Source organism: Corynebacterium gallinarum, from assembly GCF_014837045.1.
GTDB classification, from domain to species: Bacteria; Actinomycetota; Actinomycetes; order Mycobacteriales; family Mycobacteriaceae; genus Corynebacterium; species Corynebacterium gallinarum.
Genome location: NZ_JACSPR010000002.1, coordinates 415,337 through 440,189 on the forward strand (window position 1 = coordinate 415,337; position 24,853 = coordinate 440,189).

Annotated in this window: 20 protein-coding genes and 2 pseudogenes; 12 read left to right on the top strand and 10 right to left on the bottom strand. The window is 61.8% G+C overall.

What is annotated here, in order from left to right; genetic code table 11:
• Nucleotides 1-32: 32 nt before the first annotated feature.
• Nucleotides 33-1,307: a D-inositol-3-phosphate glycosyltransferase gene (gene mshA / locus H9627_RS04525; RefSeq protein ID WP_191732811.1), complete on the bottom strand. Its 1,275-nt coding sequence runs from the start codon at nucleotides 1,305-1,307 to the stop codon at nucleotides 33-35.
• 100 nt (nucleotides 1,308-1,407) lie between these two features.
• On the opposite strand from mshA, the gene H9627_RS04530 reads away from it, so the two are divergent.
• The 4 genes and pseudogenes from H9627_RS04530 (at nucleotide 1,408) to H9627_RS04540 (ending at nucleotide 5,310) form a co-directional block, all read left to right on the top strand.
• Complete coding sequence (locus H9627_RS04530; protein ID WP_191732812.1) at nucleotides 1,408-3,114, top strand: long-chain-fatty-acid--CoA ligase; 1,707 nt, start codon at nucleotides 1,408-1,410, stop codon at nucleotides 3,112-3,114.
• Nucleotides 3,115-3,359: 245 nt separating this feature from the next.
• A pseudogene (locus H9627_RS14365) lies at nucleotides 3,360-3,551 on the top strand (type IV toxin-antitoxin system AbiEi family antitoxin domain-containing protein); the annotation flags it as partial.
• Between the two features lie 321 nt (nucleotides 3,552-3,872).
• Nucleotides 3,873-4,367, top strand: a complete 495-nt coding sequence (locus H9627_RS14310) for a hypothetical protein (RefSeq protein WP_263599095.1) — start codon at nucleotides 3,873-3,875, stop codon at nucleotides 4,365-4,367.
• The gene (locus H9627_RS04540; protein ID WP_191732814.1) at nucleotides 4,360-5,310 is read left to right on the top strand and encodes a nucleotidyl transferase AbiEii/AbiGii toxin family protein; all 951 of its coding nucleotides are present in this window, start codon (nucleotides 4,360-4,362) and stop codon (nucleotides 5,308-5,310) included. The genes H9627_RS14310 and H9627_RS04540 overlap by 8 nt, the downstream gene beginning before the upstream one ends.
• Nucleotides 5,311-5,320: 10 nt before the next feature.
• On the opposite strand, the pseudogene H9627_RS04545 reads toward H9627_RS04540, so the two are convergent.
• Both H9627_RS04545 and H9627_RS04550 read right to left on the bottom strand, forming a co-directional pair.
• A pseudogene (locus tag H9627_RS04545) lies at nucleotides 5,321-5,913 on the bottom strand (DUF1801 domain-containing protein).
• Nucleotides 5,906-7,039 carry a UDP-N-acetylmuramate dehydrogenase gene (locus H9627_RS04550; protein ID WP_191732815.1) on the bottom strand — a complete coding sequence of 378 codons (1,134 nt, stop codon included), beginning with the start codon at nucleotides 7,037-7,039 and terminating at the stop codon, nucleotides 5,906-5,908. Before H9627_RS04550 ends, H9627_RS04545 begins: the two are co-directional and overlap by 8 nt.
• 24 nt (nucleotides 7,040-7,063) lie before the next feature.
• Here H9627_RS04550 and H9627_RS04555 point away from each other — a divergent pair, with 24 nt between their 5' ends.
• The 7 genes from H9627_RS04555 (at nucleotide 7,064) to H9627_RS04585 (ending at nucleotide 15,197) form a co-directional block, all read left to right on the top strand.
• The gene (locus tag H9627_RS04555) at nucleotides 7,064-7,567 is read left to right on the top strand and encodes a DUF2505 domain-containing protein (protein ID WP_191732816.1); all 504 of its coding nucleotides are present in this window, start codon (nucleotides 7,064-7,066) and stop codon (nucleotides 7,565-7,567) included.
• Between the two features lie 12 nt (nucleotides 7,568-7,579).
• Complete coding sequence (locus H9627_RS04560) at nucleotides 7,580-8,398, top strand: methyltransferase domain-containing protein (protein ID WP_191732817.1); 819 nt, start codon at nucleotides 7,580-7,582, stop codon at nucleotides 8,396-8,398.
• 112 nt (nucleotides 8,399-8,510) lie between these two features.
• Nucleotides 8,511-9,320 carry an LmeA family phospholipid-binding protein gene (locus tag H9627_RS04565; protein WP_191732818.1) on the top strand — a complete coding sequence of 270 codons (810 nt, stop codon included), beginning with the start codon at nucleotides 8,511-8,513 and terminating at the stop codon, nucleotides 9,318-9,320.
• A 148-nt stretch (nucleotides 9,321-9,468) separates the two neighbouring features.
• Entirely contained in the window at nucleotides 9,469-11,757 is a 2,289-nt protein-coding gene (locus H9627_RS04570; protein ID WP_191732819.1) for a heavy metal translocating P-type ATPase, read from the top strand.
• Nucleotides 11,754-12,080 (top strand): metal-sensitive transcriptional regulator, encoded by a 327-nt coding sequence (locus H9627_RS04575; protein WP_191732820.1) that lies wholly within the window; start codon nucleotides 11,754-11,756, stop codon nucleotides 12,078-12,080. The genes H9627_RS04570 and H9627_RS04575 overlap by 4 nt, the downstream gene beginning before the upstream one ends.
• Nucleotides 12,081-12,219: 139 nt before the next feature.
• Complete coding sequence (locus tag H9627_RS04580; protein ID WP_191732821.1) at nucleotides 12,220-12,906, top strand: hypothetical protein; 687 nt, start codon at nucleotides 12,220-12,222, stop codon at nucleotides 12,904-12,906.
• A 362-nt stretch (nucleotides 12,907-13,268) separates the two neighbouring features.
• Nucleotides 13,269-15,197: a hypothetical protein gene (locus H9627_RS04585; RefSeq protein WP_191732822.1), complete on the top strand. Its 1,929-nt coding sequence runs from the start codon at nucleotides 13,269-13,271 to the stop codon at nucleotides 15,195-15,197.
• Between the two features lie 327 nt (nucleotides 15,198-15,524).
• Here H9627_RS04585 and H9627_RS04590 read toward each other — a convergent pair whose 3' ends face one another.
• The 3 genes from H9627_RS04590 to deoC all read right to left on the bottom strand — a co-directional run bounded on the left by H9627_RS04590 (nucleotide 15,525) and on the right by deoC (nucleotide 20,149).
• Nucleotides 15,525-16,751, bottom strand: a complete 1,227-nt coding sequence (locus H9627_RS04590) for a multidrug effflux MFS transporter (RefSeq protein WP_191732823.1) — start codon at nucleotides 16,749-16,751, stop codon at nucleotides 15,525-15,527.
• 170 nt (nucleotides 16,752-16,921) lie between these two features.
• Nucleotides 16,922-19,369 (bottom strand): phosphoketolase family protein, encoded by a 2,448-nt coding sequence (locus H9627_RS04595; RefSeq protein ID WP_191732824.1) that lies wholly within the window; start codon nucleotides 19,367-19,369, stop codon nucleotides 16,922-16,924.
• Nucleotides 19,370-19,480: 111 nt separating this feature from the next.
• On the bottom strand, nucleotides 19,481-20,149 hold the full coding sequence (gene deoC, locus H9627_RS04600; RefSeq protein ID WP_191732825.1) for a deoxyribose-phosphate aldolase: 669 nt from the start codon (nucleotides 20,147-20,149) through the stop codon (nucleotides 19,481-19,483).
• 70 nt (nucleotides 20,150-20,219) lie between these two features.
• Here deoC and purU point away from each other — a divergent pair, with 70 nt between their 5' ends.
• Nucleotides 20,220-21,137 carry a formyltetrahydrofolate deformylase gene (purU, locus tag H9627_RS04605; protein ID WP_191732826.1) on the top strand — a complete coding sequence of 306 codons (918 nt, stop codon included), beginning with the start codon at nucleotides 20,220-20,222 and terminating at the stop codon, nucleotides 21,135-21,137.
• A gap of 349 nt (nucleotides 21,138-21,486) precedes the next feature.
• On the opposite strand, the gene H9627_RS04610 is transcribed toward purU, so the two are convergent.
• The 4 genes from H9627_RS04610 to H9627_RS04625 form a co-directional block, all read right to left on the bottom strand.
• Nucleotides 21,487-21,768: a hypothetical protein gene (locus H9627_RS04610; RefSeq protein ID WP_225213454.1), complete on the bottom strand. Its 282-nt coding sequence runs from the start codon at nucleotides 21,766-21,768 to the stop codon at nucleotides 21,487-21,489.
• A 2-nt stretch (nucleotides 21,769-21,770) separates the two neighbouring features.
• Nucleotides 21,771-22,229: a prevent-host-death protein gene (locus H9627_RS04615; RefSeq protein WP_191732827.1), complete on the bottom strand. Its 459-nt coding sequence runs from the start codon at nucleotides 22,227-22,229 to the stop codon at nucleotides 21,771-21,773.
• 266 nt (nucleotides 22,230-22,495) lie between these two features.
• Entirely contained in the window at nucleotides 22,496-24,124 is a 1,629-nt protein-coding gene (locus tag H9627_RS04620; protein WP_191732828.1) for an MDR family MFS transporter, read from the bottom strand.
• A complete protein-coding gene (locus H9627_RS04625) occupies nucleotides 24,121-24,741 on the bottom strand; it encodes a TetR family transcriptional regulator (protein WP_225213455.1) in 621 nt (206 codons plus the stop codon). The genes H9627_RS04620 and H9627_RS04625 overlap by 4 nt, the downstream gene beginning before the upstream one ends.
• Nucleotides 24,742-24,853 lie beyond the last annotated feature (112 nt).

Genomic DNA, 24,853 nt, shown 5'->3' on the forward strand with positions numbered 1-24,853 from the left:
AATCACCCAACAATGGGGACATCACCCCCACCTTAATCCCAGCGCGCACCATCCGCCCGGCGCGGGATCCCCCCGTCGCATTCGGCGGTGGTGGCCTCGCTGTAGAGGGAGGACAGCTGTGTCGCGGTGGCCGCCCAGGAGAAGTTGCGGGCGTGTTCCACGGCGTCCTGGCCCATGCGGATGCGGGTCTCGTCGTCGTCAAGCAGCGTGGCCAGGGTGTCGGCCCACAGGGCCGGGTCGTGCCCGTCCACGAGCAGCCCGGTCTCCCCCTCCGCAACCGCGACTGGCAGGCCACCCACGCGCGCGGCCACCACGGGGGTTCCGGTCGCCTGGGCCTCCATGGCCACCAGGCCGAAGGATTCGTTGTAACTGGGCACCGCGATGATGTCGGCGGCGCGGTAGACGGCGACGAGCTCCTCGGGCGGGCGTGGGTCGAGGAAACGGATGCGCTTGTCGACGCCCAACTCGATTGCCAGGTTGCGGTAGGTCTCGGGGGTTGCGCTCGGTCCGGAGGGACCACCACAGATCAGCACCCGCAGGTTGCGCTGCGGATCACGCTCCAGCAGTTCCGCGACCGCATGGATGAGCACCTGGGGGCCCTTGAAGGGCTGGAGGCGACCGACGAAGGCCACCACCTTCGCATGCAGCGGAACACCCAGCTCACGGCGGGACCGCTCGGTGGCGCGGTCATTGCCGGGGGTGTACAGCGCGATATCGGCACCGGGTGAGACCACACTGATCCGGCTGGGATCGGCATCATAGTGGTGCACCAGATCCGACAGTTCCTCCTGGGTGTTCACCGCCAGCACATCGGCGTTGTCCACCAGCTGCTGCTCACAGATGCGGCGGGCCTCGGATTCGGGGGTGTCCTCATCGGCGCGGTAGGAGTTCTTCACCGCGGCGAGCGTATGAGCGGTGTGCACCAGCGGGATGCGCCACAGATCCCGCATGAGCCACCCCACCTGGCCGGACAGCCAGTAGTGGGAGTGGATGAGGTCATATTCGATGCCACCCCGGCGGGTGAATTCCAGGACACCACCGGCAAACGCCGCCAGCTGGGTGGACAACTCCTCCTTGGCCAGGCCTTCATAGGGGCCGGCAACGATGTTGATCACCCGCAGGTTGGGGGCCACCTGGACCACCTCCCCCTGGGAGGGGCGGGTGGCGCGGGTGAAGATGTCCACCTCCACACCCTGTCTGGCCAGTTCCGTGCCCGTGGACAGGATATAGACATTCATTCCGCCGGAGTCACCGGTGCCCGGCTGCTGCAGGGGCGAGGTGTGCATCGAGATCATGGCTACGCGCATGGATTCATTCTAGGGATGCTGTGCGGGACCCGGCTTTAGGTGCCCTCTATATACTCGGAAAAAGATAGTGACGGTGAAGAACATTCTTGGAGGAACACCCATGTCGGCATTTGAAACCAGAGCCTGGTTGGAGCACTACCCGGAGTGGACCCCCCACTCACTGGATTACGGCGACAACACGCTGCTGGACGTCTATGACAATAACCTGGCCATCAATGCGGAGAGATCCGCCACCTACTTCTTCGGCCGCACCCAGACCTACGGGGAGCTGGACAAGGAGGTCCGTCGTGTCGCCGCCGGCCTGCGCGCCCTCGGCGTGCGCCCCGGTGACCGCGTGGCCATCGTCCTGCCCAACTGTCCACAGCACATCGCCGCGTTCTACGCCGTGCTCAAACTCGGTGCCGTGGTCATCGAGCACAACCCGCTCTACACCGCCAATGAGCTGCGGGAACCCTTCAAGGACCACGGTGCGCGTGTGGCCATCGCCTGGGACAAGGCGGCCTCCACCCTGGAGCGCCTGCGTGCCGACACCGCCCTGGAGACGATCGTGTCCGTGAACATGATCAACGCCATGCCACCCCTCCAGCGCTTCGCCCTCAAACTGCCCATCCCCGCGCTGCGCAAGAGCCGCGAGGCCCTGTCCGGTGCCGCCCCCAACACCGTCCCCTATGAGGTGCTGACCAGCTCCGCGATGGGTGGCCTCGGTGAGGACATCGTCTCCGAGGAGTCCGTAACCAAGGACACCACCGCACTGATCCTCTACACCTCCGGCACCACCGGCCGCCCCAAGGGTGCGCAGCTGAGCCACGGCAACCTGTTCGCCAACATCCTGCAGGGTAAGTCCTGGGTGCCGGGGCTGGGCGACAAGCAGGAGCGCATGCTCGGTGCCCTGCCGATGTTCCACGCCTACGGCCTGACCATGGTGGGCACCCTGTCCGTCTTCATCGGCGGCGAGATGGTGCTGCTGCCCACCCCACGCATCGACCTGATCATGGACATCATGAAAAAACACACCCCCACCTGGCTGCCGGGCGTGCCCACCCTGTACGAAAAAATTGTCGAGGCCTCCGAGGAACAGGGCATCCCGATCAAGGGTGTGCGCAACTCCTTCTGTGGTGCCTCCACCCTGCCGGTACGCACCGTGGATCGCTGGGAATCCCACACCGGTGGCCGCCTCGTGGAGGGCTACGGACTGACCGAGACCTCACCGGTGATCGTGGGCAACCCCATGGACGGCAACCGCCGCCCCGGCTATGTGGGTATCCCCTTCCCCGACACCCTGGTGCGCATTGCCAACCCCGATAACCCAGAGGAAACCATGCCCGACGGCACCGAGGGCGAGGTCCTGGTCAAGGGCCCCCAGGTGTTCAAGGGTTACCTCAACCAGGAAGAAGCCACCGAGAAGAGCTTCCACGACGGCTGGTACCGCACCGGTGATGTCGGTGTCATGGAGGAGGACGGCTTCATCCGCCTGGTCGCTCGCATCAAGGAGGTCATCATCACCGGTGGCTTCAACGTCTACCCCGCCGAGGTCGAAGAAGTCCTGGCCGAGCACCCCGACATCGAGGACATCGCCGTCGTCGGCATGCCCCGTGAAGACGGCGCCGAGAACGTCGTTGCCGCCATCACCCTCGTCGAAGGCGCCGCCCTGGACCCAGAGGGCCTGAAGACCTACGCCCGCGAGAACCTCACCCGCTACAAGGTCCCCCGCACCTTCTACCACTTCGAGGAGATGCCCCGCGACCAGATGGGCAAGATCCGCCGCCGTGAAGTGCAGGAGGAACTGCTGAAGAAGCACCAGCACTAGGCAGAGATTTACACGGAGGGGCGCCACCGCGGGGAGCAATTCGCCGGGTGGCGCCCCTTTGCGATTGGTTTGGGTGGCATCCGGCCCCTCAATGTACGCAAAGCTCGCGCTGCGGAGTCTTCTAGTGCAAGAAGGAGTTGAAGAACAGCGACTGTGGAGTAGTTAACGAAGGTCTCGGCCCCAGATTGGAATATAGCTTGGATTGTATCCCTTAGATGATACAATTAAAGCCATAACAGCTGAAAATGTTTCGTCTATTTGATACTTTTCCAGGAGGAACTGTGCGGGCGGCCAGCGTTTTAGAGGAATTAGAGATTTTCGGTTCCTCCCAATGGGGTTTGGTGACCACTGCCCAAGCCCGAGCTCTAGGGATCGACCGCTTATGGTTATCTCGCATGAGCGCCCGGGGGACGCTTCAGCGAATTCGTCATGGCGTCTACGCCCTTCCTTCCGCCCGGCACGGGCCTTTCCAGGACTTGCAGGCCACGTGGCTGTCTACGGAACCAGACCTGGCAGCCGAAAGCCGACTCCACGCGGATGATCCTGTGACCGTTTCCCATATCTCGGCAGCAGGGGTACACCATCTGGGGGATCTCGTACCGGCGCGTCATGAATTCTCTTCTCCAGCCCGACGTCAGACTACCCAGCCGGATATCCAATTTCACCGCCAGGAGGTTCCACCCCACGACCGAGTCTGGATTGACGGTCTCCCTGTGACCTCCGTGCCCCGTACGGTCGCAGATCTGGCGGAGGCAGCGGTGGATTTCGATCATCTGGCCCGTGTGGTGCGCGATGCTGTGGCAGAACACAATGTGGTGGTCACCGATCTCGCCGAGCGGCTATTCCCCCATGTATATTCCTACGGCGCTGACAGCGGCAGCGAGTTGGTCGAGTCACTCTTGAATCATACTGGTTTTTTCCCACCTGATTCTCGCCTGGCCCCTAATTCCTGGCAGGCCACGATGTCAGAATTGATTACTCCGGAGCTGGAACAGCTCCTTCGAAAAGAGATCCGTGCTTCCTTATCCACGTTCTTAGACGATGGCGCCTTCGCGCATGGACAGAAACAGGTGATGGCTCAATTCACCGAGACATTGCAGCAGGTCTTGCGACAGGCCCCCGGGTTATCGGATGCTGGGGCCGGGATGAGTCGACTTCCCGGAACTATTCCCTCCCCTCCCCCACCTGCCGAGGAGCACGATCCTCGTGGTGGTCAACCCCTTAATACGGTAGAGGAAGAGAACGATGATTGACTCTGTGGGGAATCCACGGGATCAACAGAATCTCCAACGATTGCGGCGCGTGTTGGAAAATCAGCTCAACAAGGAGGCCCGAGCACGAGGAGTAGATTCTCAACTCATCCGCAAGCAGTACGTTTTCGCCCTCTTTTTCAAGCGCCTCTTCCGTGCAGATGAGCCTGGGTGGATGTTGCTGGGTGGAAATGCACTGTTGATCCTTACCGGTGGAGGGCGTTTTACGAGGGATATAGACCTCGCCCGCGACACCCCGTGGGAAGACCCTGCCAGCGTCCTGGATGAACTGCAGGTCTTAACCAATAATGGCAACGATCTGGATCCTTTCCGTTTCAGGCTCGACAGAATCGATCCGCATGCAGAGCCAGACGCTTTTGGTTACGGTACTGCTACTACGAAAATCCCGGTAACTGTATGGTTGGGCAACCGGATGTTCGACACTTTCGTCATCGACATCACCCATCGACGACATGTGCATGGCCCAGTAGACCTGCTCCCCTTATCCCCGGTGATTGAGCACGAAACCCTGCAGAGCCTGCCCCGGGTGCCGGTGGTGGCAGTGGAAAACCATCTGGCGGACAAAATCTGCGCCATGTACGAGCCTCATGGCAGAAACAGAGACAGACCTTCTACCAGATATCGCGATTTGGCGGACATTGTCCGTATTATCCAGGCTGTAGATATTGATGCTGGACGCCTTACCGGGAATCTTCACCATGAACAGCAACGACGCCAGATCGTTTTACCCCGGCAGCTGCTTGCTCCGTCACCGCAGTGGGAGAAGGGCTTCGCAACAGCCGCGAAAAACTTCGCCGAGTACCCCACCGAGTACCATCAGCTGCCGGCCTCGCTGCGTTACGCCGGAGACTGTCTCAATCCCCTGCTCAGCGGGGAAATTACCGCGGGCCGGTGGAACGCAAGGGCCCAGGTCTGGGAAACCTAGTTTCAGACCCTCACTTTTGCCCCGCCCAGGCCACCCGGATCATGTCCTCGAGTGCATCAAGGCGCACATCCTCAGGCTTATTGATGTACACACATCCGACACCGCGGGTGTATTTACCCAGTTGAGCCAGCAGTTCCTCATCTCCCTCCAAACCGTAAAGGGAGATTTTGGCTTTCCGGGGACTGAAACCCACTGCAAACCAGTCAACCTCACGGCCGGTGTGGGAGACATAGTGAACCTGGCCGTACCCGATCATTGACGGTCCCCACATCCGTGGCTCCACCCCCGTGACACGGTTGAAAATTTCCAGGAGCAGGTGCGCGGGGTCTCCAGGCCATTGATGAAATCCACCGGGTCCACTGAGGTGATGCGGGTTTTGATGTCCGGTGCACTGACCCCGGTATGTCCCGGTGTGATGGTGGCGCCCCGAGCCGGAAGAACCGGGATAGTCCCACCCAGCGACATGCCCCTTTCCGCCAGTTGTTCCTGGATCCGTTCCAGTGTGCGCGGCCCCACCCCAGGCAGAGAGATCAGCTCGGCGTAGTCGATGCCGTTGAGTGATTCCAGATCCGGGTAACCCGCATCGACCAGCTTCTTAATCAATTTTCACGCCCACCCACACCGGCTCCGGCACCAAAGTCACCCCGAAAACGGCGTACACCCCATCCCGGATCTCCCTGGCCAGTGCCACGAGGTCCTCGCTGGTGGCGTCGCCGCGGTTGGTGAGGGCGAGGGTGTGTTTCGTCGATAAGCCGGCGCGGGCACCAACCCCCGGGTGGCCCTTGGCGAACCCGGCGCGCTCGATCAGCCAGGCGGCGGAGAGCTTCTCCTTGCCCTCCCCTGCCGGGTAGCGGGGCATGCGGGCGGCCTCCTCCTCGCCGCGTTCCGCGGCTACGCGCGCCTGCACCTGATCCGCGAGCGCGGGGTCCACGATGGGGTTGGTGAAGAAGGAGCCGGCGGACCAGGTGTCGTGGTCGGTGGTTTCCACGACCATGCCCTTGGCGCGGCGCAGTTCCAGCACGGCCTCGCGGACCAGGGCGACGGGGCGGCGCACCGTACCGGCGGCGTTTTCCTCTGCGGAGACGGCCAGGCGGCGGGCCAGTTCGCCGAAGCGCAGGGGGGCGGAGAGCCCGTCGTCGCGAAGCTGTAATTCGATGGCGAGCACCACGGCGCGGTTGGTGAATTTCAGGTTGGAGTACCTGTAGGCCAGCTCCAGGGATGCAGCGTCCACCCACGCGACCTCGCCCGTGCCGCGGTCAAGCAGCTGGACGCGGGTGAGCACATCGGAGATCTCCACGCCGTAGGCGCCGACGTTCTGCACCGGGGTGGCGCCGGCGGATCCGGGGATGCCGGACAGACACTCAATGCCACCCAGGCCTGCATCCACGGACAGGGAGACCACGTCGTCCCATTCCGCGCCGGCCTCGGCCACAACCACGCTGTTAGCCAGGTTGAGGGTGATGTCCGCGGCCTCGATGATCACGGCCACCACATCCAGCTCACCGTCGGCGACCACGAGGTTGGAGCCCCCGCCGACGACGAGTAGTGGGACGGAGGAGCGGTCCAGCAACCGGACCACCTCGGCCACGGCCCCCGTGGTGGCGCAGCGGACGGAAAGCCTGGGCTTTCCGCCGATACGCAGGGTGGTCAGATCCGCGAACGTCACGTCCGGATCGAGTTCCGCGCCGTCGACTGCGGCGATTTCCTGGGTCAGCGATGAATCCAACACCCCATTAACGGTAGTCTTATCCTCATGGCAACGCGTACCGAAAACACCGTAACGATCAATCAGCCCCTCGAGAAGGTCCATCAGGCCTTCACCAACCAGGAATACTGGGCCTACATCGCCCAGAACCTCTCCCCCGAGCCGGGCGAGGTCAACTCCTTCACTGCAACCGACGGCGGCGCAGATGTCGTCCTCTTCGAGGTTCTCCCCCTCGATGTCCTCCCCGAGGCCGTCCGCGCGATGATCAGCCAGGCGCTGAAGGTCAAGCGCACCATCACCGTCGGCGCACTGTCCGACGGCACCGCGCACCTCGACTACAACGCCGACGTCAAGGGCACCCCGGTCGACTTCAAGGGCACCATCGGTGTCGCTGGCGATGACGCCACCACCACCCTGGCCTACAACAACGAGGTCTCCGTCAACATCCCGTTCATGGGCCCCGCCATCGAGCCGAAGGTTGCTGACGCACTCGGTGAGCTCTTCGCCAACGAAGGCGCCCTCACCGAGAAGTGGATCTCCGAGAACCTCTAACAGCACTATTTCATGGCCGATCACGCACACAACCTGCGCGCCGACTTTGCCAAGGTCAAAGCGGCTAAACCGATCGGCGTGATCACCCGGGGCACCACCGGTGTGAACCGTCTCAGGCGGTTCGACCGGTGGTGCTTTCATCATTCCCGCATCCGCGGCCTGCTGGCCCAGGCCGAGAACCCGCTGGTCCTGGACGTCGGTTACGGCGCCAGCCACACGACCACTGTGGAGTGGGGGCGCTGGATCCACCGCATGCGTGATAGCGCCACCGTCATCGGCCTCGAGATCAACCCCGAGCGCGTCCTACCCCCGCAGGGTGGCGTCAGCTTCGAGCTCGGCGGTTTCGAACTCGCCGGCTATCAACCGCAGGTGGTCCGCGCCTTCAATGTCCTGCGTCAATATGATGTGGAGCAGGTCGAGGCGGCCTGGACCACGGTGACCTCGCGCCTGGCTCCCGGCGGGGTGTTCATCGAGGGCACCTGCGACGAGATCGGTCGGCGGTGCAGCTGGATCCTGCTGGACGCGAGCGGCCCACAGACCCTCACTCTGGCCTGGCACCCGTGGGGTGTGTCGCGCCCCTCGGATGTGGCCGAGCGCCTGCCCAAGGTGCTCATCCACCGCAATGTGCCCGGCGAGAAGATCCACTCTTTGCTCACCGCGGCTGACACCGCCTGGGATTACGCCGCTGGCTGGGAACCCTATGGCCCCCGGGTGCGTTGGGAGAAGGCCCGCGCCATGCTCATCGATCAGGGTTGGCCCATCGAGGTCTCCCGCCGTCGCGTCGGCGACGCCCTGCTCACCGTGCCGTGGGACGTGGTCGCGCCGAACTGAGCTTGTCGACGCCTGATTGCCGAGGCCTCCGGTGCGGCATTGCCAGCAACCTTTCAGCCACTTTTGCGGGGTGCATCCGGCACGCGTCGGAGGGATAGGGAACACTGGGTGCGTGGCTAAAACAAAGAGTTCGGTTGTTCCCAAGGTCCTGATCACCATCGTGGTGGTTGTTGTCATTCTGCTTCTCGTCGCCGAGTTCGGGCTGCGCTGGTTCATCGGTAACCAGTTGAAGTCGGAATTCAACCAGCAGGCGGCGGAGCAGGGACTGACCGTGGAGGAGGACCCCTCCGTCTCCTTCGGCACCTATCCCCTGCTGCTGGGTCTGGCGCAGGGCAGCATCAAGCATGTAGCCGTGGATGTCCCCGAGACCCTGGAGATCACCTACCCCGGTGGGGCCGGCAGCGTCCCGGAGATCTCCGGCACCCCGGAGGCAACCATCGTGCTCGGTGAGTTGAGCACCGCCGACATGGACAATCCCGTGGCCGGCACCTTCGATCTGACCACCTTCGCCCCGGATGAGTTCATCCTGGCCACCGTCCAGGCTGAGATGGCCAAGGCCACCAGTGGTGAGGATGCCGGTCTGGCTGAGCGTCTGGTGCAGGAACTGGTGAAGATCACCAACGTGCGCTCCAATGTGGATGCCCAGGCCGTGGAGGTCGAATTCACCGATGGCGCCGCACGCCTGAACATGCGCCCCATCGTGCTCAACGGCCAGCTGGCCTTCGAGGTTCTGGATTCCCAGCTGTTCGGCATCGCCCTGCCGGAGGATATCTCCCGCGCACTGACCGAGGGCCTGCAGGCCAGCGTGGATCAGGTCGCCGGTGGCCTGGAGATCAACAGCATCGACGTGGTCGAAGGTGGCCTCAACATCAACCTGGTCGGCGAGAACATCAACGTGCGCACCCTGGAGAGCGTCGGTTAACGCGTCGTTTCTCGGAGACTGATCAAACCCACCGCGTGGCACAGGCCACGGCCGGTGGGTTTTGTCATTCCCACCCTTGCCCTATACCCCCAGGGGGTATACCCTGAAGGGTAGTGAAACATACTGCGAAAGGGAGGATTGATCAGCGATGGACACCATGCCACGGGCGGTGAATCTGATTGAGCTTGATCTCGGCGTGACGGGTATGACCTGTACGTCCTGTTCCGCGCGCGTGGAACGCAAACTCAACAAGGTCGATGGTGTGGAGGCGTCCGTCAACTACGCCACCGAATCGGCGTCGGTGAAATACGATCCGGCGAAGGTCAACGAGGATCTGCTCATCGACACCATCAAGGGTGCCGGTTACGGTGCCTTCGCGCTGTCGACCACCACCCCGGAGACCGCCTCCCCCGAGGCGCCTGCCGATGCCACCGGCCAGGAGCGTATCGACGCCGCCCGCGACGCCGAGGCCGACGACCTCAAACACCGCCTGATCATCTCCGCGATCCTGGCGGTGCCGATCATGCTGCTCAGCATGATCCCCGCACTGCAGTTCACCAACTGGCAGTGGGCGGTGCTGACCATGACCACTCCGGTGTTCTTCTGGGGTGGCGCACCGTTCCATAAGGCCACCTGGGCGAATCTTCGCCACGGGTCTTTCACCATGGACACGCTCGTCTCGCTCGGCACCACGGCCGCCTATCTGTGGTCGCTGTGGGCATTGTTCATCGGTAATGCCGGCATGCCCGGGATGACCATGGAGATGCACCTGTTCCCCACCGATTCCTCCATGGATGAGATCTACCTGGAGACCGTCGCGGTGGTCATCACCTTCCTGCTGCTGGGCCGCTGGTTCGAGACGAAGGCCAAGGGCCGGTCCTCGGAGGCACTCCGGAAGCTGTTGGACATGGGCGCCAAGGACGCCGCGGTCATCCGCGATGGCCATGAGGTGCGCATCCCGATCAGCCAGCTCGCAATCGGCGATGTGTTCATCGTGCGCCCGGGTGAGAAGATCGCCACCGACGGCCGCGTCACCGACGGTTCCTCCGCGGTGGATGAGTCCATGCTCACCGGTGAATCCATTCCCGTCGAGGTGACCACGGGCTCCAAGGTCACCGGCGCCACGCTCAACACCTCCGGCCGCCTGCTCGTGGAGGCCACCCGCATCGGGTCGGATACCACCCTGGCGCAGATGGCCAAGCTGGTCACCGAGGCGCAGTCCAAGAAGGCGCCCGTCCAGCGTCTGGTGGACCGGATCTCCCAGGTGTTCGTACCGGTGGTCATCGTCATCTCGATCCTCACGCTGGCCGGTCATCTGCTCTTCACCGACAACGGTCTGGCCGCCGCCTTCACCGCGGCCGTCGCGGTGCTCATCATCGCCTGCCCGTGTGCGCTCGGCCTGGCCACCCCCACCGCCCTGCTGGTGGGCACCGGTCGCGGCGCACAGCTGGGTCTGCTGATCAAGGGCCCGGAGATCCTGGAATCCACCAAGAAGGTCGACACCATCGTCATGGACAAGACCGGCACCGTCACCTCCGGCGTGATGTCGGTCCACGATGTCGCCGTCGCCCCCAGCTTCGACCGCGACGAGGTTCTCACGCTGGCCGCCGCCGTGGAATCCGCCTCCGAACACCCCATCGCCCAGGCGATCGCCGCCGCCCCCAAGACCGCGTTACCCGAGGTCACCGGCTTCCAGAACACCGCCGGGCGCGGCGTGACGGGCGTGGTCGGCGGCCGCACGGTCACCGTGGGTCGCCCCTCAAGCACGCTTGACGACGCCCTCTCCGCCTCATTCACCCAGGCCCAGGAGCAGGGAGCCACCCCCGTGGTGGTGATGATCGACGGTGTCAACGCCGGTGTGATCACCGTGCGCGACACCGTGAAGGAGACCTCCGCCGAGGCTGTTGCCGGTTTGAAGAAACTCGGCCTGACCCCCATGCTGCTCACCGGTGACAATCTGGGTGCCGCCCGGGTGGTGGCAGCGGAGGTGGGTATCGCGCCGGAGCATGTCATCGCTGAGGTGATGCCGGATGAGAAGGTATCGATCGTCGACAAGCTCCAGGCGCAGGGCCGCAACGTCGCGATGGTCGGCGACGGTGTCAACGATGCGGCGGCGCTCGCGCAGGCCGACCTCGGCCTGGCGATGGGCGCGGGTACCGACGTGGCCATCGAGGCCGCCGACATCACCCTGATGAACAACGATCTGCGCTCCGCGGTCGATGCGATCCGCCTGTCCAGGCGCACCCTGGGCACCATCAAGGGCAACCTGTTCTGGGCGTTCGCCTATAACGTCGTCCTCATCCCCGTGGCCGCCGCCGGGTTCCTCAACCCGATGCTCGCCGGTGTGGCCATGGCGTTCAGTTCCGTGTTCGTCGTGACCAACTCCCTGCGCCTGCGCGGATTCTCCACCACCCATGAAGGAAGGCCTGTCTCATGACCACCAGTGACCAGGTGTGCTGTGGAAGCAGCGATGAGCACCAGCACGGCTACATCGACGAGAAGAAGCGCTACCTCGCCCGGCTCAAGCGCATCGAGGGCCAGACGCGTGGTATCCACCGGATGATCGATGAGGAACAGTACTGCATTGACATCCTCACGCAGATCTCCGCGGTCAACTCCGCCCTGAAGAATGTGGCCTTCGGCCTGCTGGAGGACCACATGAGGCACTGCGTCCGCGACGCCGCCGAACTGGGTGGCGAGGAACTGGACGCGAAACTGAAGGAGGTCTCCGACGCCATCGCGAGGTTCTCGAAGGCGTGATGAGTTGATATCTTGACCCCGGCGCGCTGTAGGTGGCGTCGGGGTTTTGTTATGCAAATTTGTCCTGGGCCGGGGGCCGGCGGGCCTGTTTCCATGTCACGATTGACAGAAGAGTTGGACACGGGAGAAGGAGCAGGACATGACCGATATGAACAATCAGTATCCGGGTTACACACCGCCCCCGGAGGATGGATACGGGGACGGGCGGGATGAGGCCCGGGAGGAGGTCCGCGATCAGAACCGGACACTCACGACCATCGCCACCGTGTTGGGTGTGCTGCTGCTCATCGCGGCGATCGTCATCGGGTGGATGTGGGCCACCCGGGATTCCGATGATTCCACCTCTGCTGCGGATACCACCACAACCTCCACCACCCCGATGACCACCCCGATGACCACACCGGCGACCACACCGGTGGAGACCGTGACCGAGACTTCTGCGGCGCCTGAGCCGGAAGACCGCACAGTCACCAACACCGTTTCGGTGGAGGAAACCACCCAGACCATCACCCAGCAGACCACCGCGGCACCACCTCCTACTCCGGCTCCGGCGCCGGGCCCCTCCTGTGATCCGGCAGCCTTCCAGGCAGATGGCCATGACTTTGTCGACGGCCTACTGTTCTGCGAATCGGGCTGGGCCCGCGGTGGCCAGGACCAGAGCGACTATGTACGCATCTTCCAGTGGGTAAATGATTCCTGGCAGATGTACGCCCCCGACGGGGAGTCCACCACCACCGGTTATCCCTGCTATGACACTGCAGCGATGGCCACGCGGGGCGCTCCGCTTGAACTGATCAATCAGACCCTGGCCTGCTCGGAGGGGTGATCACGGTCCTCTGTGCACAGGGGACCAACGTCCTCAAAAATCAGGTCTCCCTCGAAGCTAAGCGGACATCTTCGTATACAGAGTACTGAGGACTTATTAGGAAAATTCTTAGGTTCTAATTCCTCATAGAACCCTATGATAGTAGATTAGCTATTCCACCTGAGGAACCATCTCCAAATAGAGATTAAAATTAGCTTGTGCACTAATAATTCGAAATGAACTCTGCTTAAACTTTGAACACTATAATTAATCCTAACCAATGTAGAATTATGGGCAGGCATTTCCCAGCACCCGCCCCTAATTTAATTAAAACTCAAGCCTTGAATTAGCTCACCCGTTCCCGAAACCTGAAGGGGGTTCAGATGCCTTTAAGACACCGTGCCATTTATCAATCGAGCAACTCACAAGCTTTACGTGAGGTAGCAGAGGAAGGGTGGAGAAGGTGGATTTCTTCTAGAAAACGGGAGAATCCGAACCTAGGAGCACTCGGACGCCAAGGCAACTTTGGTCAGATTAGCGACAATCGTCGTGCCCGTCACGAAGAATTCGCGGATCAAAACATATCGACTGTGCGCATTACCGACATTGTTAATTTCGGCCAAGGGGACTATTTAGTCGTTATTACCTGGGCAACAGACGGTATTGATTCTTGGGTTCAGATTGATGGCATCGCACCGGATGAAGAATCACCCTACCAACCTCCAAAAATCAGCGATGCTCTATTTGAGTCGGCATGGGATCACCAAATTGACCTATTTGATACATCTCCCTTCATCCGATATTCACCAGCCCCGCAAGTGGTCAATGAAGATTCCGTCGATGACCTTATCAATTATGTCCTGAAGAATCCGGAACGTTCGACGATTGCTTTTATTGCGGGAACAGCCCCCAATTCAAACCAAGAAATATGGCGCCAAACGCTAGAAGAAAAGATCTTCACCAAAATCCCTGGCATGGCGACTATCTGGCTACTGGACGCAGACGCTACCGAATCATTCAATAATCGCGTTCCAGAAGACTACAAAGTTTTCCCCTCTTCCGTTCGAGCATTTCAGCCTATGGTAAACACCAATAAGGTTGACGACCCACGGCGCCATAGGTGGTTTTCCAAAGCCGAAATTGCTACTGCCATTAGCGACCCCCAAGCCCAGCGACGGCTCCAAAACCGGTTATATTATATGGCACGCTCCGTGTCATTACGAGTAAAACTTCCGCAAACTCTTATTGAGGCAGATTCTCGTTTAGGCGATCTGGAAGTAACACGAGAAGTAGACCAGATCTTCAATATTCGGCCTGAGCAAAAATCCCTGCGGTCAGATGAACTTCGCCAGGCCATGAGTCGCGACCTTGGACCGCAGAGCAAGCCCATACCTAAACCTGCACCACCTGTTCCCGAAAGACAGAGCAAACCTACACCTAAACCTGCACCACCTGTTCCCGAACATGCCCCTTTCGAATTTACCTCCATAGAGGAAAAAGCCCTTCCACAGCATTCTTTGATTACTACGCTGCAGCAGATTTTGGAGATTAGCAATTTGGGAACAACCGGGATTGATCTCACAGAAGAAGGGTTGATCTCATTAGTCTCGCTCGCCGAAAAAGGAAGCGATGCAGATTCCCAGATCCAAGAACTCCGAAATAAATTTCTCCTTCAGGCAAACAAGGCGCAGAAATACGAAAAAGACCTGAAAATCCTCAACCGAGAATACGCGGAGATGGAAGATTCTCTATTTTCAGTCCAAGAACTCAACCGTAAATTCTACAAGGAGTTATCGAAGGCCAATCTGCCTGAAGAAGCATACTCCCCACCACCGGTGAGCCCAGACTCCCTCATAGAGCTCCTCGGCAGAATTGAACATGAATTACCGCATATAGTATTTACGGGCGACCATAAAACAACTGAGTCCCTTGATGATCGCCCAACAAGCGCAACAATCGCGAGGCGCTGCTGGAATGCGCTCCAGACTCTGGAGGATTATGCGGTAGATTATGAGAAATATGGCAGCGTGGAAAGGTATTTGAGAGATGATCAAATCGCACAAACTTTTGCGGTTGATCACGCCCCACGAGAGTCAAAAACAGTTGGCAACAATTCACGTTTTAGGGGAGCCCGTGAACTCCACGTCCCCCAAGAAGTCCATCCATCTGAGCAAATTTACATGGAGGCTCATTTCCGCCTCGCCCAAGATGGCGGACAGGCACCACGGATGCATTATTACGATGCAATGGCCATTAACGGCCATATATACATCGGCTACATTGGGCCCCACCTACCCAACACCATGACCTAGATATTCTGAGTGGGATCTCTTCCATGCATATCTAAAACCCGTTTAGCGATAGCGCCCAAAATATCTGCCTGACCGTCTACAAACTGAACTGACTGCAGTGGTGATTACTATTTCCCAGCATTCAGATCAACCCCCTCGTTGCCACGTGGAGGATTACAATATCCACGAACCAGAAGAGCACAAAGATAAAACCAAACAGAAGGATCTCGCCCCAAACGACGTACCGGTATCACCGGTTATCCCTGCTATGACACTGCAGCAATGGCCACGCAGGGTGCTCCGGTTGAACTGATCAATCAGACCCTGGCCTGCTCGGAGGGTTAGTGGCTAGACCCGGGGACGCCCAATCCACGCGGCGATGAGCCCGAGGAGCGCGGCACCGACGAAGACCACGGCCATGGGGCGGGCGTCCACACCGAGGATGCCCACCAGTGGTGGGGCCATGGCACCGAGCACCGATTGGGAGAATCCGATCACCGCGGAGGAGGCACCGCCGCGAAGGGGGCTGGAATCCATCGCCAGGGCGGTCGCACTACCGGAGATCAATGCCACCGGGGCAACGGCCACAGCCAGGGCTGCGATGTACCAGGCCACATGCAGCTCAAACAGCACCGTGGCAAGCACCAGCACCGCGCCGAAGAACAGCACCACCAGGCCGGCGCCCACGGCACGCGCCGCGGTGAAGGTGCCCAAGGGGGTCTCACGGCCGATGAACCGGGAACCCGCGATACCCACACCGGCCATGATCAGCGAGAGCACAGCACCGGTGGTGGCATACCCTGCCGGCGTGAACCCGTGAAGCTGCTGGAACACAAACGGCGCGGAGGAGACATAGGAATACATCGCCATGAAGGAGAAACTGACCACGGCGGTGTACATGACAAAGCGCAGCATGTTCGGGGTGGCCGCCGGGCGTTTGCCGGGACCGCCCGGTCCACTCTGCGCGCGCACGCCGTGGGTTTCGGGGATGCGGATGAAACTCCACACACCGACCACCGCGCCCAGGCCTGCGAGCACGAGGAAGATGGTGCGCCAGGTGCCGAAGGCGAGGATCAGCGAACCCAGCAGCGGTGCCAGGGCCGGGACGATGAGGCCGGCGGCGGTGATCACGTTGAGGGCACGTGCGGCGCGATCACCCTGGACCATGTCATGGACGATCGCACGTCCCAGCACCATGCCGGAGCTGGCCGCAATACCCTGGAACAGGCGCAGGACCAGCATGATCTCCAGGGTGGGGGCAAAGGAGATGGAGATGCTGAACAGCACGAAGGCAAGGATGCCGACCAGTAGCGGACGTCGCCTGCCGAACCTATCGGACAGCGGCCCGATGACGATCTGGCCGAGCGCCAGACCGATGATGTAGACGGTGAGGGTGAGCTGGGCGGCACCGGTGGTGATGCCGAGATCCTCAGCGGCCATGGGCAGGCCGGCGAGATACGCGGCGGTGCCCAGCGGGGGCATGGCGGAGACGAGGACCAGCAGTGCGACAAGCCCCGCGGTCAGGGTGACGGCGGCGGTATCTGATCTGCGGGTGGTGTCGGTAGGGGTGGACAAGGAGGGCCTCTTCTCTCAACAGTTATGCACACTGAAGCGGAGGTCCCCATCGAGACCCCACGGTAGAAACCATACCCCAGGGGGTATAGTTCCGCCACAGGGGACCGTCGACAAGCTTGTCGACGACCAAAACCCCCGCTCCGGGTTTGCCGGGCAGGGGCCAGGGGGTGTTAGCGCTCCGGCAGCGGCGGGCGCTGGACGTGGGCGTCGGAGGCGGGCTTGCGCTCCAGGTCCGGGGCTTCGAAGTCACCGAGAAGCCAGTTGCGGACCTCGGGCATGTCCTCGAGATGCTCGACGATGTACTCCTCGTGGCGCTCGAGCTGCTTCTGGGCCCAGTTGTAGAGCTCCAGGCCACCGGCCGGCACGTTGCGGGCGTTGTTGAGGATGTCCATGACCAGGTGGTAGCGGGAGACACCGTTGCGCACGACCATGTCGAACGGGGTGGTCGTGGTGCCCTCCTCCCGGAAACCGCGGGCGCGGAAACGGTCGGCGTCGGGGCGGCCGTGGACCAGCTGGTGGACTGCTCCCGGGTAGCCGTGGAAGGCAAAGACGACATCGACATCATCGGTGAACATCTCGGTGAAGTCGGATTCGCTCATGCCGTGCGGGTGATCCTTCGGGCGGTACAGCGTCATCAGATTGATGACGTTGACGAAGCGGATCTTCAGCTCCGGCAGGGCCTTCTTGACGATCTCCGCGGCGGCGACCGCCTCCATGGTGACGACATCACCTGCGGTAGCGACGACGATGTCCGGCTTCTCATCGCCCAGGCCGTCGGTGCCGGCCCAGTCCCAGCGGCCATAACCGCGGCCGACGTGGTCCTTGGCCTCATCCAGGGACATGTACTGCAGCTGTGGCTGCTTGTCCTGGATGACCAGGTTGACCTTGTTCTTGTCAGCGAAGATCTTCTCGGAGACAACGGCCAGGGAGTTGGCGTCGACAGGCAGGTAAATGCGGCCGACCGCCTTGTTCATGTTGAGCACGACGTTGAGCAGTTCCGGGGCCTGGTGGGAGAAACCGTTGTGGTCATTGCGCCAGCAGGTGGAGGACAACAGGATGTTCAGCGAGGGGGTCTTGGCGCGCCAGTCGAGGTGGTTGGCCTCCTGGAACCACTTGCCCGCCTGCATCGTCATGGATGCGGACACCATGCCGAAGGCCTCATAGGAGGCGTACAGGCCGTGGCGGCCGGTGAGGTTGTACCCGTCGAGCCAGCCGTGGCAGTTATGCTCGGACAGCACCTCCATGACGCGGCCCTTGCGGGAGAGTTTCTCGTCGATGAGGTCGGTGCGCTCCATGAACGTACGGTCCGAGACCTCGAAGACGGCGCCCAGGCGGTTGGAGTTCGTCTCATCCGGGCAGAACAGGCGGAAGTTGTCCGGGTTGTCCTCGTAGGCATCCCGCATGATCTCACCCAGGGTGCGGGTGGATTCGGCCTTGACGCGGCCGCGGGTCTCGCCGGTGACCTCGCGCTCGTAGTTCTTCAGGTCACGGAGTTTGAGATCCTGGGTCAACAGGCCACCGTTGGCGTGTGGATTGGCTGACATCCGCAGCTCACCCTCCGGGTTGTTGGCCTTGACCAGGTCGGTCAGGGTGCCGTCGGAGTTGAACAACTCCTCCGGGCGGTAGGAGCGCAGCCACTCCTCCAGCAGGCGCAGCTGCTTGTCGTCTTCCCTCATGCCGTCCAGCGGGACCTGGTGGGAGCGCCAGGTGCCCTCGTAGATCTTGTGGTCGACGGTGTGGGGGCCGGTCCAGCCCTTCGGGGTGCGCAGGATGATCATCGGCCACACCGGGCGTTCGCCGTCCCAGTTCTCGGAGCGGGCCTCGGTCTGGATGGCCTTGATACGGTCGTAGGCGTAGGTCAGGGCGTTGGCGAAGCGCTCGTGCATCCACGGCAGATCCTCACCCTCGACCCAGATGACCTCGTAGCCATGGCCTTCCAGCAGGGCCTGGACCTCATCGGGATCCTTGCGGGACAGGACGGTGGGCGAGGCGATCTTGCCGCCGTTGAGGTGCAGGATCGGCAGGACAGTGCCGTCATGCTCCGGGTTGAGGAAGGAGACGGACTTCCAGGACCCCTCGAGGGCACCGGTCTCCGCCTCGCCGTCACCGACGACGGCGGCGACGATCAGATCCGGGTTATCGAAGGCTGCACCGAAGGCGTGGGACAGGGCGTAACCCAGCTCGCCGCCCTCGTGGATGGAGCCTGGCGTGGTCACCGAGGCATGGGAGGGGATGCCGCCCGGCGAGGAGAACTGGCGGAAGAGCTTGGCCAGGCCGTCGGCGTCACCGGTGATGCGCGGGAAGCACTCGGTGTAGGAACCCTCCAGGTAGGAGGCGGACACCACCGCGGGGCCACCGTGGCCGGGGCCGGTGATGTAAATGAAGTCCTGGTCGGTGTGCTTGATTAGGCGGTTGAGGTGGGCGTAGATGAAGGACAGGCCCGGGGAGGTGCCCCAGTGGCCGAGGAGACGGGGCTTGATATCGTCGGCGACGAGCGGACGCTCCAGCAGGGGGTTGGACTTGAGGTAGATCTGGCCGACGGTGAGGTAGTTGTTGGCGCGCCACCAGGCGTCAATCTGGCGGGCCTCTTCACGGGTAAGGGCGGGAACTGTGGTCATGCCACTAATTTTAAAGGTATTACCAAAGGCAGTCAATGCGAAGTGTTGCTTATCACTCCCATAGGGGCACAATGTGTGGCATGTCATAGGCGCACCCGCAAACTCCTGCAGTTATGCCGGCGCACCCTCCAGGATCGCGCGTGCATTGGAGGTGCCGATGCGCGTGGCGCCGGCCTCCACCATGGCCACGGCCTGATCCCAGGTGCGGATACCACCGGAGGCTTTCACACCGATCTGCCCCTGGGCGGCACCGGCCAGCACGCGCACGGCCTCCACGGTGGCACCGCCGGCGGGGTGGAAACCGGTGGAGGTCTTGATGAAATCAGCTCCCGCGGCACGCGCAGCGTGGGTGGCCACCTCCAGGGCGACATCATCCACCACCGCGGATTCCACGATGAATTTCAGGGTCACCGGGGAGGCCAGCGCCTCGCGGATGGCGACCATCTCCGCCAGCAGGGCGTTATCATCAGCGGCCTTCACCGCGGCGATATCCAGCACCACATCCACCTCGGAGGCACCGTACTGCACCGCCAGGCGCGCCTCGGCGGCCTTGACCAGCGGGTTGGATTTACCGTGCGGGAAACCGGCGACGGTGGCGATCCGCAGGCCCGAATCCTGGGCGCGTTTGGTGGCGTTCATCATGGACGGCGGGATGCAGATGGTGGGGACGCCGAGGGAGAGGGCATCGTCGATAAGCGCCTGGAGGTCCGCGGTGGTGACCTCGGGGCCGAGCAACGTGTAGTCAAGAATCGAGGCCATCGCGGCCCGGGTAATAGTCATACCCATCAGCCTAGTGACGGATGCCCACCCCGGATTAGTAAAGCCCTGGCCATGCAGTAGAATCCCTGCAATGACCCCGAGTTTCACTGAGATCCGTAACCGTCCCGGCACGGCGCCCGAAGAGCGCCAATATGTGCTCACCTTCGGCTGCCCCGACTCCACCGGAATCGTGGCGAAGCTGTCGTCGTTCCTCGCGGAACGCGGAGGATGGATTACCGAAGCCGGATACTTCACCGACCCGGACAGCAACTGGTTCTTCACTCGCCAGGCCGTGCGCGCCGAATCCATCGACATGGAGATCGAGGAACTGCGCGAGGAGTTCGCCACCTTCGCCGAGGAGGAATTCGGCCCCCGCGCCCGCTGGCAGTTCACCGACACCGCCCAGGTGAAGAAGGCCGTCATCCTCGTGTCCAAGGAGGGCCACTGCCTCCACGACCTGCTGGGACGCGTCGCGGAGAACGACTACCCCATGGAGGTCGCCGCGGTCATCGGAAACCATGACAATCTGGAGTACATCGCCAAGAACCACGGCGTGCCCTTCCACCACATCCCCTTCCCCAAGGACGCCGTGGGCAAGCGCCGTGCCTTCGATGCGGTGGCGGAGATCGTCAATGAGCTCAACCCCGATGCCATCGTTATGGCACGCTTCATGCAGATCCTGCCACCCGACCTGTGCGAAATGTGGGCCGGGCGCGTACTCAACATCCACCACAGCTTCCTGCCGTCCTTCATGGGCGCACGCCCCTACCACCAGGCGCACAGCCGTGGTGTGAAACTGATCGGCGCGACCTGCCACTACGCCACCCCGGATCTGGATGACGGCCCCATCATCGAACAGGACGTCATCCGCGTCACCCACAAGGACTCCCCCACCGAGCTGCAGCGCGTGGGCCGTGACGCCGAGAAGCAGGTGCTGGCCCGCGGCCTGCGCTTCCACCTCGAGGACCGCATCCTGGTCTACGGCAACCGCACGGTGATCTTCGACTAACTGCTTTTTCTACGCAGACAGCGCCGACAGCCCCGCCCCGTTCACCGTTCATGGTGCACAGGCGGGGCTGTCTGCTGTTCCCGGTGGAGGAATTTTTCGACACGGGCAGGGTCTCCGGCGGCTGGTGTGTCGAAATTTTCACGATTTTCCGGCGCTTCAGTTCGACTTTTCCGACACACCGCCGCTGTTCGAAGCGAGGTGTGTCGCAATTACGGCAGGCACCGTGCCTCCCCTTCGGAGTCCACGACCCCGGTAGGTTGGCAGGGCCCCTGAGCGGGCACTACTTGGTTTCGTTGGGATGGCTGGTGTGAACCTGTTCGAGGAATACCGTGCGCCCATCCACATAGAACTAGATACGTGCAGTTCCCTTGGCCGTAGGTTTATGCTGCCATCGGTCATAGCTGATCCCGTTGCGCTGGATGGTGCCGAGATCATCTTTTAATCTGTAATTGGTGGAGGTCGTGGTGAGCGGCGTCTGAGTTAAGAAATCCCACGTTTGGGTCAGAGGATTGGGTATCGTCGCCTTGAGATCATTCCACCCTTTGCGCGCCTGGGTGGAAGCGAAGCGAATTTCATACTCAGTCTTCTTTGGTGGCCGGGGAACTAACTCCCCCTTCTTGGCAGCAACCACGGTTACGGACGTTCCACGATGCCATCGTCACTGAGCCATTCCGGCTCGATTCTGCCCAACCCTGCGGCGCGGGCCGTGGCAGTCTCTTTCCACGAGGTCAACTCAGAGAACAAGAGATGCCCCTGTTCGGTGGAAAATGACGCACGTGCAGCGTCCACCAGCTCACGGGCGCAGGCATCGCGACCTTCCGCGGACAGTGCGAGCATCCAGGGAAAGGCTTTAGCCATGCGCTCTGTGAGGGTTCCGGTGTCATCAAGTGCGACGGTAAGCAACCGCGCGGCAAGCGCGAGGAGGCGGGCGCGACTTTCGGCTTCACGCTGGGACATCAGCACCAATGCTTCGCCGTCACGACGGGTGACTGTGACCGGGTGGTTCTCAGCCTCCGCGAACACCTCAGCCGGTCGCTTACTCAAATCTGAGGAGCGCCGTGTCCACTGGGGATTACTAGCCGCAAGAGTCATACCCCCACACTATTCGGAACGTATTCGGAAGTCCAGGGTCCTGCGATTGCGCAACAATCTCCGCCCCAGGTTCACATGAACAAACCAACTCAGCCTGCCACCCCATCCAGAAGCCTGCTCACAGGTGGGCCAACAAAAATTCGACACACACCGCACCCAACGGGCGGTCTGTGTCGAATTTTTCACGTTTTCGCAGCAGTTCAGTTCGACTTTCCCGACACACCCCCGCCATTCCAGCGGGGCTGTGTCGAAATCGTTAAGCAGACCTAGTCGATGGTCTCCTTGAGGTGCTCCTCCTTGATGAAGAACAGCAGCACGGCAGCCAGAACGGCGACGGGGACCAGCATGAAGAACACTGGGGTCAGTGCGTCGTTGTAGGCCAGCTGGATGGCATCGCGGATAACGGCCGGCAGGGTCTCCAGCATCTGCGGGGTGAGGTTCTGCATCGCGGAACCATCGGCCATGCGGGCGGCGAAGTCAGCGCCCTCCTCCCCCATCGAGGCGACAGCGGCGGGCACGTTCTCGTTGAAGCGGCTGATCAGGTTGCTGGTGAACAGGCCACCGATGAAGGCGGAGCCCACGGCGCCACCGATCTGGCGGAAGAAGTTGTTCGCGCCGGTGGCGGTGCCCACGATGGCGATCGGGAAGGAGTTCTGCACGATGAGCACGAGGATCTGCATCGCCATGCCCAGGCCGAAGCCGAAGATGAAGAAGTAGATGCCGATGGTCACCAGGGTGTCGGCCGGTGAGAGCGTGGACAGTAGGAACAGGGCGACGACCATGATGAGCATGCCGGTGAACGGGTACCACTTGTATTTACCGGTTTTGGATACCAGCGAGCCGACGATGGTGGAGGTGCCGATCAGACCGATCATCATGGGGATGAGCATGAGGCCGGCTTCGGTGGGGTTGAGTCCATGGACCATCTGGAGGTAGGTCGGCATGTAGGCCAGGGTGCCCATCATGAACAGGCCCACGCCCACACCGGCGACGGCGGTGAGCACGAAGTTGCGGTTGCGGAACAGGAACATCGGAACCAGCGGGTCGATGGCGCGTCGTTCGACAAACACGAAAATCACGGTCGCCACCACGGCGGTGATGATCATGCCGATGATCATCGGGGAGCCCCAGTCGTATTCATTGCCACCCCAGGTGACGGTGAGCACGGTGGCGGTGGTCGCGATCGCGAGGAAGACACCACCCAGCCAGTCGATGGTGATCTTGCCCCGGGCACGCACCGGCAGTTTGAGGAATGCCGCGATGGAGATCAGCGCGACGATGCCCAATGGCACGTTGAACCACAGTCCCCAGCGCCAGCCGGGTCCGTCGGTGAACCAGCCACCGAGCAGCGGGCCGAGTACGGAGCTGAGTCCGAAGACGGAGCCCATGATGCCCATGTACTTGGCGCGTTCACGGGCGGTGGTGACGTCGGCGAGGATGGCCTGGGAGAGGATCATCAGGCCACCGCCGGCGACACCCTGCATGGCGCGGGCGACGATGAGCACGGCCATGCTCTGGGCCATGGCGCCCACGGCGGAGCCCACCACGAACAGCGCGATGGAGAACATGAACAGGTATTTGCGGCCGAACTGATCGCCGAGCTTGCCGAAGATCGGCAGTGAGATGGTCTGGCCGAGCAGGAAGGCGGTGACCACCCAGGACATGTGGTTCACACCGCCGAGTTCACCGACGATGGTCGGGAGGGCCGCGCCGAAGATGGTCTGGCCCAGGGCGCTGAGCAGCATCGTCAGCATGAGAGCGGCGATGATCAGCGGGAGGTTCTTCTTCGCCGCGGTCTGTGCGGCTTCCGGCACAACGCTGCTTTGCGACGTCGCATTCACCGCATCCAGCGCACTAGCTGTAGCGATGTCCCGTTCCTTATCTATCTGCGTCATTTATTCGATCCATCTTTGAGAAGAAAAATATTATTAAGGGCTTTGTGGCAGCAGTCCACGAACTCCGCGGCTGCTGCATTATCCGACTCGTGCCAGGCGCGGCTTCCCTGGTGAACGGCGGTGAGGAGCACACCGACGATGGTGATGGCCTCCACCTCCGGGGCATCCGCCAACCGGCGGGCATCCGGCCAGCGGCGCAGATACTTAGCAACCAGCTCCTCGAGGGCTGCCCGGGTTTCATGGATCCGGGCGAAGTGTTGCATGGCCAGGGTGGGATGGTCGGCGCGGATGCACCTGCGTCGGCGCCTGATCTCATCGGTCAGTCCGGGGCCGGTGGCGTCATGGTCGCCGAAGAGGCAGACCATCTGGTCCAGGGCCGCGCGGAGCAGGTCCGGGTGTTCGGTAGCCAGGAAGTCCTGGCGTTCGTCCTCGGTGGGCACCCGCGGGCCGGGGCCGACGACGGCGACCTCCTTGGATTCCACATAGTTGAAGAAGGTTCGCTTGGAGATCCCCGCCCCGGCACAGATGTCATCGACAGTGACGTCATCGAACCCACGCTCCAGCACGAGGCTGGTGGCGTGGTCTTCGATCGCCTCCAGGGTCTGTTGGCGCTTCATTTCGCGTAGCGAGGGTTGTTCTGTACTGATCACATCAGTAAACCTAGTGAAAGTTTGCACCGAGTGCAATATTGCACTGGGTGAATTTAACCGTTCTGAAATGTCCAAGTGA

What these genes read in the sequence shown, in the direction of transcription:
- mshA (WP_191732811.1), bottom strand. Translation starts at nt 1,307, where the DNA reads ATGCGCGTAGCCATGATCTCGATGCACACCTCGCCCCTGCAGCAGCCG.
- H9627_RS04530 (WP_191732812.1), top strand. Translation starts at nt 1,408, where the DNA reads ATGTCGGCATTTGAAACCAGAGCCTGGTTGGAGCACTACCCGGAGTGG.
- H9627_RS04540 (WP_191732814.1), top strand. Translation starts at nt 4,360, where the DNA reads ATGATTGACTCTGTGGGGAATCCACGGGATCAACAGAATCTCCAACGA.
- H9627_RS04555 (WP_191732816.1), top strand. Translation starts at nt 7,064, where the DNA reads ATGGCAACGCGTACCGAAAACACCGTAACGATCAATCAGCCCCTCGAG.
- H9627_RS04560 (WP_191732817.1), top strand. Translation starts at nt 7,580, where the DNA reads ATGGCCGATCACGCACACAACCTGCGCGCCGACTTTGCCAAGGTCAAA.
- H9627_RS04570 (WP_191732819.1), top strand. Translation starts at nt 9,469, where the DNA reads ATGGACACCATGCCACGGGCGGTGAATCTGATTGAGCTTGATCTCGGC.
- H9627_RS04575 (WP_191732820.1), top strand. Translation starts at nt 11,754, where the DNA reads ATGACCACCAGTGACCAGGTGTGCTGTGGAAGCAGCGATGAGCACCAG.
- H9627_RS04580 (WP_191732821.1), top strand. Translation starts at nt 12,220, where the DNA reads ATGACCGATATGAACAATCAGTATCCGGGTTACACACCGCCCCCGGAG.
- H9627_RS04585 (WP_191732822.1), top strand. Translation starts at nt 13,269, where the DNA reads ATGCCTTTAAGACACCGTGCCATTTATCAATCGAGCAACTCACAAGCT.
- H9627_RS04595 (WP_191732824.1), bottom strand. Translation starts at nt 19,369, where the DNA reads ATGACCACAGTTCCCGCCCTTACCCGTGAAGAGGCCCGCCAGATTGAC.
- deoC (WP_191732825.1), bottom strand. Translation starts at nt 20,149, where the DNA reads ATGACTATTACCCGGGCCGCGATGGCCTCGATTCTTGACTACACGTTG.
- purU (WP_191732826.1), top strand. Translation starts at nt 20,220, where the DNA reads ATGACCCCGAGTTTCACTGAGATCCGTAACCGTCCCGGCACGGCGCCC.
- H9627_RS04615 (WP_191732827.1), bottom strand. Translation starts at nt 22,229, where the DNA reads ATGACTCTTGCGGCTAGTAATCCCCAGTGGACACGGCGCTCCTCAGAT.
- H9627_RS04620 (WP_191732828.1), bottom strand. Translation starts at nt 24,124, where the DNA reads ATGACGCAGATAGATAAGGAACGGGACATCGCTACAGCTAGTGCGCTG.
- H9627_RS04625 (WP_225213455.1), bottom strand. Translation starts at nt 24,741, where the DNA reads ATGAAGCGCCAACAGACCCTGGAGGCGATCGAAGACCACGCCACCAGC.